Below are 13,115 nucleotides of genomic sequence, written 5' to 3'. Positions count from 1 at the left end.
CAAGGATTAGCTATCCCTAAAAAGTTTCGTTGCTAAATGCGCTGCTCTACTATGATCAGTATCTTTTTTCAAGGTATTAAAAATTCTACTAATATATTCTTCTAAAATTTGTTGAGAATTATTAATTTTTTCTGCTTCATTTAAAGTAATCTTACGATATCTTCCTTCACTGTTTAACTCATAAGCTAAATCATTATCACTTAACTGCAGTTTTAAAATTTGGGCTAATTTTGCACGCGAATGCTCATCAAAAATAGGAGTCATTAATTCTAGTCTTCTTTCTAAATTCCTTGGCATCCAATCAGCACTTGAAATAAAATAATTTGGCTCAGTGTGTTTAAAATATAAAATTCTAGCATGTTCTAAATATTTTCCAACTATACTTCTAACTTTTATATTTTCACTATACCCTTTTACCCCAGGTCTTAAACAACAAATTCCACGCACAATAAGATCTATTTTAACACCCTTATTTGAAGCCTCATATAAAGCTTTAATCACATCACCATCTACTAAAGCATTCATTTTGGCTATGATTACCCCATTTCTTCCATGACTTGCTTCTGTAGCTATCATATCTAAAATTCGTTCTTTGATTTGCTTTGGACTCATTGATAAAGTCTTTAATCGACGGCTTTTACTATATCCTGAAAGTATATGAAAAAAGGTTGTGGTATCTTGAGAGTATTCTTCTTTAGAAGTAAAATAACTCACATCAGTATAAATTTTAGCTGAACTTGCATTATAATTGCCTGTACTTAAATGATTATAAATTTTTAATTTATCCCCTTCTTTTCTAATCACTTGAGCTACTTTTGCATGCACTTTAAAACCGGTGATTCCATACACTACATGAGCTCCTGCATTTTCTAATGATTTTGCCCAGTGCAAATTATTTTCCTCATCAAAGCGTGCTTTTAATTCCACCATTACTGTAACTTGTTTACCATCACTTGCTGCATCAATTAAAGCTTGGACTATGTTTGAATTTTTTTCTACCCTATAAAGAGTCATTCTTATAGAAACAACCTTAGGATCTTTACTTGCTTCTTTGATAAATTGATACACAGGCTCAAAGCTTTCATAAGGTTGTATAGCCAATATATCTTGTTTATCAATTGCACTAAAAATAGATACATTATCTCCAAAAGGTGGTAAAATCTTTGGTGTATACACAGGGTTTAGTAAGTGTGTAAATTCTTTATTAGAAATGATTTGCCACAGTGATGGTAAATTTAAAAGTATGCTGTATTCATAAATGTCTTTATGAAAAATATTCATATGAGAACTTAAAAATTCAATCAACTGCTCATCTGCGCCTTTTTCTATTTGCAAGCGTATAAAAGCACCTTTTCTACGAAGCTTTAAACCCTGCTCCAAAATCAACATAAAATCATCAGCTTCTTCTTCTTCTATTTCCATATCTGCATTTCTAGTTACTCTAAAAGCAGCAGATGATAAAAGCTTATAACCAGGAAAAATATGTTCAGTATGATGGCGCACTATACTTTCTATAGACACATAAATATTAGAGCTTACTTGATAAAATCTTGGTAAAACCCTAGGTATACGTATCATACCAAATTTTAAAAGTTCAGGATGCATAGGATCGCAAAGCTTTACTGCTAAAGAAAACGAAAGATTGTTTAAATGCGGAAAAGGATGGGTTGCATCAACCGCAATAGGTACTATCACAGGAAAAATATTAGAGAAAAAATGCTCATTACATTGTTGTTTTAAATCCTCATCAAGTTCTTCATATAAACGAATAAATAAATTTTCTTTTTCTAAATCTTGAGTTATTTTAGTAAAATACTGCTCTACTACATATTTTTCTTCATGTAAATAATTTCTAATAGCTTTAAGCTGTGCAAGTGGGGTCATTTCATCATTACTTGCTGTGCTTATTCCTGCTATAAAAAGCTGTTTTAATCCAGCCACTCTTATCATATAAAACTCATCTAAATTTGTACAATATATAGCAATAAATTTAAGTTTTTCGAGCAAAGGAAGATCTTTAGAACATTGATCTAAAACACGGGAGTTAAATGCAAGCCAAGAAAGTTCTCTATTAATATACATTGATGGTTGAATTTGCATAATACACCTGCCTTATTTTCTAGTATTTAATATTTTAGTATTTCTTTTATTAAAATTTATTTTATTTTTATAATAGTAAATAAAATTATATAAAAAAAATAATACTTTTTTTCTCTTATTAAAAAAATAATAAATGATTAATAAACTTATATTTACTTTTTATGTTTTATAATGCAATATAATTATACTTAAGTTCTTGTAACTTAAATTTCATTCAAAGGAGAGACTTTGAAAAAAGCAAACTCAAAACTTTTTGCTGTTTTCCTCTTCTTGCTTGTAATTTTAGCAGGAGTTGGAATGTATACTTTCCATAATGCTAAAGGCACTTCTTATTTTAGCAATGCCAGTGAAAGCTGTAATAATTGTCATATTATGAACGAAGTTTATAATGATTATTTAAAAGCTTCACACTCTAAAGAAGTTGATGGTAAACCAAGAGCAACCTGTAATGATTGTCATTTACCACATAGCTTTTTTGAAAAATGGATTGCTAAAGCTCAAAGTGGTTTAGGACATGCTTATGCATTTACTTTTAAACTTGATTCTTTACCTACGCATTTAAGTGCAAATGCAAAAAGTAAAGAAATAGTCCAAAATAACTGCATAGAATGTCATAAAGAAATTGCGAGCAACACTATCAACCCTACTCTAGATCCACATAAAGATAATTCCTTAAGTTGTGTATCTTGTCACCAAGGTGTTGGCCATAAGAGAGGATTTTAAATGAAAGGAGTAATTAATGAATAATAAAGGCATTTTATATAGTGCTATAAGTGCTACTATAGTAGCTATTGCGGGCGTATTGTGGTTAAATCAAGATATCACAGCTAAAACAAATGATTCAGTAGGTGGAATCATTTCTCAAGAAATTGTAAAACTTGGCGATGAAAACCCTACTTTTGATTATTGGGGAAAGAATTTTCCTGATTATTTAGATATGCATACAGCAGTGGAAAAACAAGCACCTAATGCAACAGAATTTGGTGGAAATTTAGCTTATTCAAAACTAATCCGCTATCCACAACTAACTGTTCTTTGGGCGGGTTATCCATTTAGCATTGATGCTAATGAAGAAAGAGGACACTTTTGGGTTCAAGTAGATCAAATGGATACAGCTAGAAATAACAAAGATTTCTTAAATGCACATGGCTTTGCAGGATTTGGTGGCCAACCAACAGCTTGTATGAATTGCCATAGCGGATGGACTCCTTGGCTTTTAAACAACACTGCAAAAGGTGATTGGGTGGCATTTAACTCTGCAAAATATTGGACTATGATTAAAACAATTCCTGCGGTAAATGGAGCTAAAGAAAACTCGCCTGAGCACAGTGGACCTCACGGTGGAAAAAGAATGGGTGTAACATGTGCAGATTGTCACAACCCAACAGATATGAGTTTAAGACTTACAAGACCAGCTTTAATTAATGCATTAATTTCAAGAGGCTATGAGGCAGATGAAAAACAAGGCATTAAAGCTTCAAGAAGCGAGATGAGAACTTTAGTATGCTCTCAATGTCACGTTGAGTATTATTTCAAACCAACAGGTACTAAAGTAAAAACTATTGGAGAAAGCATAGCTAATGATAGTTCTAAAAAATGGTGGAATGGTACACAAAAAACTTACGATGAGTTTGACTCTTGGAGAGATGGAAATAAACCAATTGAAATTGAGGTTGATGGTATAGAGTTAACCTATCCATGGAGTGAGTGGAAAAAAGGTGAGCCATTTAGAATAGAAATGTTTGATGATTATTATGAAAAAAATAGAGAAAATTTTTCAAGTGATTGGGTTCATAAAATCACTAAAGCGCCTATGTTAAAAATTCAACACCCAGAAAGCGAACTTTATAGTGGTGGAGTACATGCTGCAAACGGTGTAAGTTGTGCAGATTGTCACATGCCTTATATTAGAAAAGGTGCAAAAAAAGTTACCAACCATAACATCACTTCACCTTTAGTTGATATTAACTCAGCTTGTAAAACTTGCCATACTCAAAGCGAAAGCTATCTAGCTAAACAAGTAAAAGATATTCAAAATTCAGTAGCTCATGATTTAAGAACAGCTGAATATTCTTTAGTAAGCTTGATTAAAGATGTAGAAACTATTCGCGCAGAGCTTGGAAAAATGCCTAAATTTCAAACTAATGGCAAAGCAGATGATGCTAAAATTTCAGCTGAATTAAAAGAAGTATTAGAACTTCATAGAAAATCTCAAGTAAGAGCAGACTTTGTAGGTGCTGAAAACTCAACAGGATTCCACAATCCTAGAGAAGCTTCAAGAATGCTTTTACAATCAGTTGATATGTCAAGACAAGGACAAACTAAATTAGTAGAAATTGCGGCCAAAAATGGTATTAAAGATTTCAAAACTTCAAATTTAGGTTTTGAAGATATTCAAAAATTAAATCCAGGTGAAATTCACTATAAAGTAGATATAGATGGCAACAAAGCAGGAGATCGCTACTATAAACACCAAGAAGTAAATGGTAATCCACCAGCAAAACTTCTTGAAGATGATAAAAATCTAAAACCTTATAATTATAAAGTAATAGATTAATCAAACTAAACCCTCATAATCGAGGGTTTATTCTTTTATCAAACTTACATCCTCACCTTTTAAAATTTTATTCATAGTGTTCATAGCACACATTTTTCCACACATTGAACAAGAATTAAGTTCTTCAGGCTTTCTTTCATTAAACATTTTCTTAGCCTTTTCTCCATCAATTGCCAATTTAAACATTTTTTCCCAATCAATATCTTGTCTAGCTTTACTCATTTCATCATCTATTTTTCTTTCTTTAGGAAGCTTGGCTATATCTCCTGCATGAGCTGCTATTTTAGTCGCTACTATACCATCTCTTACATCTTCTAAATTTGGAAGTCTTAAGTGCTCAGCAGGAGTTACATAGCAAAGTATATCAGCACCAGCTGCCGCTGCAACTGCTCCACCGATCGCTCCGCTTATATGATCATATCCTGCACCTATATCAGTAACCAATGGTCCTAAAACATAAAAAGGCGCGCCGTTGCAAATTCTTTTTTCAAGTTGCATATTAGCTTCTATTTCGTTAATAGCCATATGGCCAGGTCCTTCTATCATTACTTGTACATCTTGAGCCCATGCTCTTTTAGTTAATAACGAAAGTTCGATAAGTTCAGCAATTTGAGCTCCATCACTTGCATCATGAGTACAACCAGGTCTTAGCGCATCGCCCAAAGAAAGTGTCACATCAAATTCCTTACATATAGCAAGCAAATCATCATAATATTCATAGAATGGATTTTCAGCATCATTCATTTGCATCCAAGCATAAAGAACTGATCCTCCTCTTGAAACTATATTAGTAATCCTATCGCACTCTTTAAAAACCCTAGCAGCACGAGAATTTATCCCTGCATGAATTGTCATAAAATCCACTCCACTTTTAGCATGATGATATACTACATCTAAAAAATCTTTTGCCTTAATATCTTTTAAATCTTTTTCTAAAAATCCAACCGCATCATAAACAGGCACAGTGCCTATCATAGCTTTTGAAGTAGCAATTAACTCATCTCTAAAACGACTAGTTTTACCATAATTACTAAGATCCATAATAGCTTCTATATTAAATTTATGAGCCAATTCTACTTTTTTCATTTCTTCGCTATAATCTACACAATCATTTGAAACACCTAAATTTACATTTACTTTTGTTTTGAGTCCATAGCCAATACCATTTGGGTCTAGTGCTTTATGGTTGATATTTGCAGGAATGATAATTTTTCCACATGTTATATTTTCAAGCAAAAAATCTTCACTTACTTGCTCTTTTTGTGCAACAATTTGCATTTGTTTTGTGAAAATTCCTTCTTTTGCATAAGACATTTGAGTTTTCATTTAAATTTATCCTTAAAATAAAATTTGGATAAATGAAGGGTATGTGAGTAGTTGATAAATTATCCCAACGCTAGCATTACCTAGTTCTGGTGCGGTCTAAGCTTTTAGCTTACTCTCAGCCTGTATCACAAGCTCCCGTCATTTATGCAAAGCAAGTATAGCAATAAATACAAAACAAAGTTTATTTTTTTATTTGATTTTTAGCTTGCTTGCTAAAATGTAACAATTCTTCGGTAGTTTTTATATAAAAAGGAATTTTTTTAAGACAGTATTTTAAAATTTCACTTGCAGCCAAAGCATCACTTAAGGCTCTATGATGCTTACTTTCAATACACAAAAACTCTTTTAGAGCATCAAGGCCGTACTTGGGACTTTCAATGCATTTTTTAGCTAAATCAATTGTACATAATCTTCTATTTAAAAGCACTCCAAAATCATTTTCATACATAGCTTTAGATATAAAATGATAATCAAAACGCACATTATGTGCTACAAAAATGCTATCTTTTAAAAATAATTTAAAATCATTTAACACAGTTTTTAAAGAAGGTGCATTTTCTACCATATCCAAACTAATCCCTGTTAATTCTGTAATATTTTCAGGTATGCTTTCTACTTTTATAAAACTCTCGAATCTATCAATTTCTTTACAGTTTTGAATTTTCACTGCACCTATTTCTAAAATTTGACCACTTTTTATCCCACCGGTGCTTTCAATATCTACAACACAAAAAATCTCATCTTTTATTTTTGTATTTTTGCTTTTCAAACACAAACAATTTTGTGCATTAAGCTCGACTCCTAGTCCTAAAAGCTCAAAAACATATAAATCAAAATCATAATGATTTAATTCTTCTATTTTTGCAAGCTCTTTTAAAACCCAAGGAAAAGGTTTGTTTTCTTTACTTAGCTTGATGATTAAATCATCGATTTGTTGTTGACTCAAAATTCAAGCTTTAAAGAATTGATTGCTGTTTTTTTATCTTGCGAGGAAAAGATATAACTACCTGCAACTAAAATATCAGCTCCTGCTTCATCCAAATCAGGCGCATTTAAGCCATTTACCCCACCATCTACTTCTATAAAAACTTTAAGATTTTTTCTATCTATCATTTCTCTTAACTGTCGAATTTTATCATACACTAACGGCAAAAAGCTTTGCCCACCAAAGCCTGGATTAACACTCATTAAAAGCACCATATCTACAAATTCTAAAATATGCTCTATACTTGAAACTGGAGTATGTGGATTTAAAACAATAGCAGGATGAATGCCATTTTTTCTTATATACTCACACACTCTAATAGGATGATTTTCAGCTTCTAAGTGAAAGCTGATAAATTTTGGCTTTATTGGGATAAATAAATCTACAAAACTGCTAACATTATGTACCATTAAATGCACATCTAAAGGCACTGAAGTAATTTTTGAAATATTTTCAACCACACAAGGACCAAAAGTAAGATTTGGTACAAAATGCCCATCCATCACATCAATATGCAATAAATCAGCCCCTGCTTGAGACACTTCTTTAATTTCATTTTCTAAATTTAAAAAATTTGCAGACAATAAACTTGGTGCTACATACATTTCATATCTCCAATAAAAGTAAAAAATAATTTTATCATACTTATTATCAAATTTTCTTTATGTATTTTTGGTAATATTTGAATTTTTTAAGCTTGTTTTAGATACAATGCTAAAAATTATTTTTATTTCATAAGGAAAATTTATGTCAAGAATTTGCCAAATTACAGGAAAAGGACCTATGGTAGGTAACAATGTTAGCCATGCTAACAATAAAACTAAAAGACGCTTTTTGCCAAATTTAAGAACAGTTCGTATTACTTTAGAAGATGGAACTACTAGAAAAGTTAGAGTTGCTGCTTCAACTTTAAGAACACTTAAAAAGCAAAGTAGTAAATAATCCTTAATGTAAATGAGGAATTACTATGTCTTTTTTAAAAAAGCTACAAAAATTCCTCAATTGGTCTCCCTCTCCAAAACCTTCAATTAATCTCAATGATGAGCTTTATGAGCAACTTAAATTTTTAAGAATTCCTCTTATTGCCGTTGTTATTATGACATTAATTGGGGCTTTTGGTTATATGCTCACAAGTAATTACAACCTTAACGATGCTATTTATCAAGCCGGTATGACTTTTACCACTTTGGGTTATACTGAAGTTAATCCCATACCAACAGCGGGTAGAATTTTTACTGTTGTATATGTACTATTAACTTTTACAATATTTACTTTTTGTATGGGTTTAGTAATAGAAATAGTAAAAAAAGGTGTTTTGTCTAAAATCATCAAGGAAAGAAGAATGCTGCATAAAGTTGCAAGATTAAAAAATCATTTTGTAATATGCTACCATAATGATTTTACCATAGAATTAGCACAGCAATTTAGAGAAAATCATATTCCTTTTGTTGTGGTTGATGAAGTTGAAAATTTCAGCGAGATTGCCAAAAAATATAATTATCCTTATTATATAGAAAGCGCACCTCATACTAATACAGCCTTTTTAAAAACCAATCTTTCTAGCGCAAAAGGCGTAATAACCCTTAGTAATAACATAGCAGATAATATTGCTATCATTGCCTCAGTAAGATTATTTGAAAAAGAACTACAAAGAATTAATCCTTATTTTATACTAGCTAGTTCAAGCAACGAAGATGAAACAGAAAAACTTAAAAAACTTGGAGCAAATTCTATTGTTTCTGCTACAAAATTAGTCGCGCAAAGACTTAGTGCGATGTCAGCAAGACCAGATATGGAAAATTTATTAGAAAATTATCTTTATAAAAAAAATAGCCCTATTGATTTAGAAGAGGTTAAAATTCCTGATGAATCGTGGGTGAGATTTAAAAGATTAAAAGAAATTCATTTAAGAGATATGGCAAACGTAAGTATAGTAGGAATTTTAGAAAATAAAAAATTCACACCTATGCCAAGAGGTGATACTTTAATAGGTACTGGAGCAAAATTATTAATCGTAGGTACAGCAGATAGCATAAAAATAGCCAAAAAGATTATAAAAAACAAGCAAAAACCCGATGAGTTAAAATATATTTAACTTATTTTAAGCTATAATCAAATATTAATTTTAAAAAGGAGGCTTATATGCTACATGAATTTAGAGATTTAATTACTGACCTAAAAGGTAAAGACATGCACTTTGATAAATTGTTTGAAGAGCACAATGAACTTGATCACAAAATCAAAGACGCAGAAGAAGGTAGAATTCATCTAGATAGCTTGGAAATTGCAAATCTTAAAAAAGAAAAACTAAGATTAAAAGATGAGCTAAACACTTATTTATCAAATTATAAAAAATAATTTCTTTCTAATTTTAACTTTCAAGGAAAAACTATGTTTGGAAAAAAAAGTCAATCAAAACAAGACTTTGAAGATTTACAAAATAAAATCAAAGAACTAGAAGAAGAAAACAAAAAACTTCTTTTAGAAAAACAAGAATTAATCGAAAAATACGAAAAGCAACTTCAAGAAGATTGCGGGAAAACTGCACTTGAAACTCGTCTTTTGGAGATGTTATTAACTGGAGTGTTAAAAGGCATTTCAAATGTACAAGGCGATATGCAAGAAAATGTAAATAAAGCTGAAATGATTTCCCAGTATTCTGACTCATCATTAAAAGATATGCAAGAATTAAATGCAATTACGCATTCAATTATATCTTCACTTCAAAGCATTATTGAATCAGCTAACCGTTCAAGAGATACAGCAGGTAATTTACACCGCAGTGTTGATGAAATCACTAATGTTATTAACTTAATCAAAGATGTATCTGATCAAACTAATCTTTTAGCACTAAATGCCGCAATTGAAGCTGCTAGAGCAGGAGAACACGGCAGAGGTTTTGCTGTTGTTGCTGATGAAGTTAGAAAACTTGCTGAAAAAACACAAAAAGCGACCTCTGAAGTAGAATTAAATATTAATCTATTAAAGCAAAATGCAGATGAAATGTATGGACAAAGTGAACAAGTAGAAAAAGTATCATTAGAATCAAATGAACATATTATAAAATTCTCTAGTAATTTTGCTCAATTAATCTCTAATGCAAATTCAACTAGCTCGCACGCTAAACGTATTGCTTCTGAAATTTTTGTTTCCTTAGCAAAATTAGATCATGTTGCTTTTAAATTAAATGGTTATAATGAAATCATTCATGCTTCAGGTAAAGCACTCTCTGATCATTTAAGTTGTAGACTTGCAAAATGGATTGCAGGTGTGGGCAAAGAAAGATTTTCTAGTGGAAGAGCTTTTGGTAAGTTAAATTTACCACACCAAAAGGTGCATGAAAATATCAACCAAGCTGTTGCCTTGGCACATAATGAAAATACAGGCAATGAATTAGTTCAAAATCAAATTCTAGATAAATGCTCAAATGCTGAAAAAGCCTCTGAAGATTTATTTGTAATCTTTAAAGAAATGCTTGATGAAAAAGACCCAAACATTGAAAATAAAGAAGAAAAATAAAAGGTAAGATTAATTCTTACCTTTAAACCACAAATACGCATATTCAAGTAAAGGGGTTTTGATAGGATTTTCTTTAGAAAATTTTTCAAAGTCTTTTCTTTTTATCCATACTGCTTGAATATCCTCTCCATCAATTCCACCACCATGACCAGTTTTATCATCTTCGGTAATTTCAGCATAAAATAAAAACTGTCTACTTACACCTGAACCAAAACCTGTATAAAACTCTCCTATTTTTTTTACAACCTTAGGAGTATAACCTAGCTCTTCAATACATTCTTCTTTAGCTATTTCGTCTAAACTCAAATTTTTATCAACAAGTCCTGAACAAAGCTCTATGCTAAATCCCATCTCATCTAATTTTAAATCATTACGTTTTTGATAATCCCATAAAGGAATTCTAAATTGTTTTACAAAGACAAAAGAATCTTTTTGAGTATGATATAAAAAAACAGAAACACTATCTAATGCTTCTATAAAATCCCAAGTATATTTTTTATTATCTTTGCCTATATAAGTATATCTTTTAGGTTTAATGTATTTTGAGTTGGAAAATCGCTCTTCTTGTAAGTTTTTCATGTAAAATCCTTATAATTTTACATCTATTATAACAAAAATAAAAATCAGTGCAGAAAAATAAAAAAAGTGAGTTGCTTTATATAAAAAGCAACTCAAAAGCAGCAAAAAGATGGTATTACATCATACCACCCATGCCTCCCATACCGCCCATGCCACTCATATCAGGCATAGCAGGTTTATCCTCTTTGATTTCACTAATTGTAGCTTCAGTTGTTAAAAGCATACTAGCTACTGAAACTGCATTAAGTAAAGCCACTCTTTCTACTTTAACAGGATCGATAATACCGCTTTCAAGCATATTTACATATTCACCTTTTGCAGCATCAAAACCAGTGTTTTCTTCTTTACTATTTTCTACTGTATTTACAACTACACCAGCATCAAATCCAGCATTTTCAGCAATTTGTCTTAAAGGCGCTCTTAAAGCTCTTTCTACAATAGCAGCACCAATAGCCTCATCACCTTGCAAATTCAAGCTGATTTTTGATTTTGCTTTGATTAATGCAGCACCACCGCCTATTACTATACCTTCTTCAACAGCAGCTTTTGTAGCACTTAATGCATCATCAACTCTATCTTTTTTCTCTTTCATTTCAGTTTCAGTAGCAGCACCAACTTTAATCACCGCTACACCACCGCTTAACTTAGCTAGTCTTTCTTGTAGTTTTTCTCTATCATAATCTGAGCTTGTTTCAGCAATTTGAGCTTTGATTTGATTAATTCTTGCATCAATATTTGCTTTTTCACCTGCACCATTTACAATAGTTGTATTATCTTTGTCAATAATCACGCTTGAAGCTTGACCTAAATCTTGGATACTAGCACTTTCTAAAGTTCTTCCAAGTTCTTCAGAAATCACTTCACCACCTGTTAAAATAGCGATATCTTCAAGCATAGCTTTTCTTCTATCGCCAAATCCAGGAGCTTTAACTGCTGAAATATTTAAAACACCTCTTAATTTATTTACAACTAAAGTTGCTAAAGCTTCACCTTCAATGTCTTCAGCTATAATTAAAAGTGGTTTTCCTGTTTTTTGAATTTGCTCTAAAATTGGTAATAAATCTTTTAAATTAGCAATTTTTTTATCAAATAACAAAATAAATGGATTTTGCAATTCAGCTGTCATTTTTTCAGTATTTGTAATGAAATATGGGCTTAAATAACCTCTATCAAATTGCATACCTTCAACCACATTTAATTCATCATTGATTGATTTTGCTTCTTCAACAGTGATAACACCATCTTTTCCAACTTTTTCCATAGCATCAGCGATTAAATTTCCGATTTTCTCATCTGAATTTGCAGAAATTGTTGCAACTTGAGCAATTTCTTTTTTGTCTTTAACTTCACGAGAAAGTTTTTTAAGTTCAGCTACTATAGCTTCACAAGCTTTATCCATACCTCTTTTAACTTCGATAGGATTAGCACCTGCTGTGATATTTCTCAAACCTTCTTTAAAAATAGCATGCGCTAAAACTGTTGCCGTTGTTGTTCCATCGCCTGCTTGATCAGCTGTTTTACTAGCTACTTCTCTAACTAAAGAAGCACCCATATTTTCTAAAGAATCTTTTAATTCTACTTCTTTAGCCACACTCACACCATCTTTTGTGATAGTTGGAGCACCAAAGCTTTTTTGGATTAATACATTGCGACCACGTGGTCCCATGGTAACTTTTACTGCATCATTAAGTTTTTTAACACCTTCATAAAGTTTATTTCTTGCTTCATCTGAAAAAAATATTTCTTTTGCCATTTTTTATCCTTTTTTATTTAATAATCCCTAAAACATCATCAATATTAAGAACTAAATACTCTTCATTATCAAGTTTTATTTCAGTTCCGCCGTATTTTGCAAACATTACTTTATCATTTACTTTAATATCTTCTATTTCTTTACTCACTGCAACAACTTCACCATTTAATGGTTTTTCTTTAGCATTATCTGGTATAATAATCCCAGAAGCAGTAGTTTTCATTTCTTCTAAGCGTTTTACTAAAATACGCTTTCCTAGAGGTTGAAAATTCATTTTTTATCCTTTCTAAAATGTG

Annotated in this window: 13 protein-coding genes and 1 riboswitch; of the genes, 6 read left to right on the top strand and 7 right to left on the bottom strand. The window is 31.2% G+C overall.

Translation table 11 applies throughout. The features are described 5' to 3' along the window. Nucleotides 1–6: 6 nt before the first annotated feature. A complete protein-coding gene (locus tag L8U00_RS00230; protein ID WP_263708103.1) occupies nt 7–2,100 on the bottom strand; it encodes an RNA degradosome polyphosphate kinase in 2,094 nt (697 codons plus the stop codon). Nucleotides 2,101–2,328: 228 nt separating this feature from the next. On the opposite strand from L8U00_RS00230, the gene nrfH reads away from it, so the two are divergent. Together nrfH and L8U00_RS00220 are read left to right on the top strand one after the other, a co-directional pair. Further along, nucleotides 2,329–2,823: a cytochrome c nitrite reductase small subunit gene (gene nrfH / locus L8U00_RS00225; RefSeq protein ID WP_263708102.1), complete on the top strand. Its 495-nt coding sequence runs from the start codon at nt 2,329–2,331 to the stop codon at nt 2,821–2,823. Nucleotides 2,824–2,839: 16 nt separating this feature from the next. After that, nucleotides 2,840–4,657: an ammonia-forming cytochrome c nitrite reductase subunit c552 gene (locus L8U00_RS00220; RefSeq protein WP_263708101.1), complete on the top strand. Its 1,818-nt coding sequence runs from the start codon at nt 2,840–2,842 to the stop codon at nt 4,655–4,657. Nucleotides 4,658–4,684: 27 nt separating this feature from the next. On the opposite strand, the gene thiC is transcribed toward L8U00_RS00220, so the two are convergent. From thiC to rpe, 3 genes are all read right to left on the bottom strand, one after another. After that, complete coding sequence (thiC, locus tag L8U00_RS00215; RefSeq protein ID WP_263708100.1) at nt 4,685–5,983, bottom strand: phosphomethylpyrimidine synthase ThiC; 1,299 nt, start codon at nt 5,981–5,983, stop codon at nt 4,685–4,687. A 44-nt stretch (nt 5,984–6,027) separates the two neighbouring features. Continuing rightward, nucleotides 6,028–6,132, bottom strand: a riboswitch (TPP riboswitch). 32 nt (nt 6,133–6,164) lie between these two features. Then, the gene (locus L8U00_RS00210) at nt 6,165–6,929 is read right to left on the bottom strand and encodes a 3'-5' exonuclease (protein ID WP_263708099.1); all 765 of its coding nucleotides are present in this window, start codon (nt 6,927–6,929) and stop codon (nt 6,165–6,167) included. Beyond that, nucleotides 6,926–7,573, bottom strand: a complete 648-nt coding sequence (gene rpe, locus L8U00_RS00205; protein ID WP_039628516.1) for a ribulose-phosphate 3-epimerase — start codon at nt 7,571–7,573, stop codon at nt 6,926–6,928. The genes L8U00_RS00210 and rpe overlap by 4 nt, the downstream gene beginning before the upstream one ends. Before the next feature lie 142 nt (nt 7,574–7,715). On the opposite strand from rpe, the gene rpmB reads away from it, so the two are divergent. The 4 genes from rpmB to L8U00_RS00185 are packed head-to-tail and all read left to right on the top strand — an operon-like array spanning nt 7,716 to nt 10,487. Beyond that, entirely contained in the window at nt 7,716–7,910 is a 195-nt protein-coding gene (rpmB, locus tag L8U00_RS00200; RefSeq protein WP_012661734.1) for a 50S ribosomal protein L28, read from the top strand. 25 nt (nt 7,911–7,935) lie between these two features. Further along, a complete protein-coding gene (locus L8U00_RS00195) occupies nt 7,936–9,063 on the top strand; it encodes a potassium channel family protein (RefSeq protein WP_263708098.1) in 1,128 nt (375 codons plus the stop codon). A gap of 47 nt (nt 9,064–9,110) precedes the next feature. After that, nucleotides 9,111–9,326, top strand: a complete 216-nt coding sequence (locus L8U00_RS00190; RefSeq protein WP_263708097.1) for a YdcH family protein — start codon at nt 9,111–9,113, stop codon at nt 9,324–9,326. A 33-nt stretch (nt 9,327–9,359) separates the two neighbouring features. Then, nucleotides 9,360–10,487, top strand: a complete 1,128-nt coding sequence (locus tag L8U00_RS00185; protein WP_263663110.1) for a methyl-accepting chemotaxis protein — start codon at nt 9,360–9,362, stop codon at nt 10,485–10,487. Nucleotides 10,488–10,496: 9 nt separating this feature from the next. On the opposite strand, the gene L8U00_RS00180 is transcribed toward L8U00_RS00185, so the two are convergent. From L8U00_RS00180 to groES, 3 genes are all read right to left on the bottom strand, one after another. Next, entirely contained in the window at nt 10,497–11,066 is a 570-nt protein-coding gene (locus tag L8U00_RS00180; RefSeq protein ID WP_263708096.1) for an NUDIX domain-containing protein, read from the bottom strand. A gap of 115 nt (nt 11,067–11,181) precedes the next feature. Then, nucleotides 11,182–12,819 carry a chaperonin GroEL gene (gene groL / locus L8U00_RS00175; RefSeq protein WP_070256698.1) on the bottom strand — a complete coding sequence of 546 codons (1,638 nt, stop codon included), beginning with the start codon at nt 12,817–12,819 and terminating at the stop codon, nt 11,182–11,184. Nucleotides 12,820–12,832: 13 nt separating this feature from the next. Then, nucleotides 12,833–13,093 carry a co-chaperone GroES gene (gene groES, locus L8U00_RS00170; protein ID WP_263708095.1) on the bottom strand — a complete coding sequence of 87 codons (261 nt, stop codon included), beginning with the start codon at nt 13,091–13,093 and terminating at the stop codon, nt 12,833–12,835. Nucleotides 13,094–13,115: the final 22 nt, after the last annotated feature.

It is taken from the genome of Campylobacter sp. IFREMER_LSEM_CL2256, from assembly GCF_025771645.1.
Classification (GTDB): Bacteria; Campylobacterota; Campylobacteria; order Campylobacterales; family Campylobacteraceae; genus Campylobacter_D.
The sequence above is the reverse complement of the archived record's forward strand: the minus strand, read 5'-3'. Positions and strand labels throughout refer to the sequence as shown.

Coding starts and splice junctions, on each gene's coding strand:
- L8U00_RS00230 (WP_263708103.1), bottom strand. CDS start 2,100: ATGCAAATTCAACCATCAATGTATATTAATAGAGAACTTTCTTGGCTT.
- L8U00_RS00220 (WP_263708101.1), top strand. CDS start 2,840: ATGAATAATAAAGGCATTTTATATAGTGCTATAAGTGCTACTATAGTA.
- thiC (WP_263708100.1), bottom strand. CDS start 5,983: ATGAAAACTCAAATGTCTTATGCAAAAGAAGGAATTTTCACAAAACAA.
- rpe (WP_039628516.1), bottom strand. CDS start 7,573: ATGTATGTAGCACCAAGTTTATTGTCTGCAAATTTTTTAAATTTAGAA.
- rpmB (WP_012661734.1), top strand. CDS start 7,716: ATGTCAAGAATTTGCCAAATTACAGGAAAAGGACCTATGGTAGGTAAC.
- L8U00_RS00195 (WP_263708098.1), top strand. CDS start 7,936: ATGTCTTTTTTAAAAAAGCTACAAAAATTCCTCAATTGGTCTCCCTCT.
- L8U00_RS00190 (WP_263708097.1), top strand. CDS start 9,111: ATGCTACATGAATTTAGAGATTTAATTACTGACCTAAAAGGTAAAGAC.
- L8U00_RS00185 (WP_263663110.1), top strand. CDS start 9,360: ATGTTTGGAAAAAAAAGTCAATCAAAACAAGACTTTGAAGATTTACAA.
- L8U00_RS00180 (WP_263708096.1), bottom strand. CDS start 11,066: ATGAAAAACTTACAAGAAGAGCGATTTTCCAACTCAAAATACATTAAA.
- groL (WP_070256698.1), bottom strand. CDS start 12,819: ATGGCAAAAGAAATATTTTTTTCAGATGAAGCAAGAAATAAACTTTAT.
- groES (WP_263708095.1), bottom strand. CDS start 13,093: ATGAATTTTCAACCTCTAGGAAAGCGTATTTTAGTAAAACGCTTAGAA.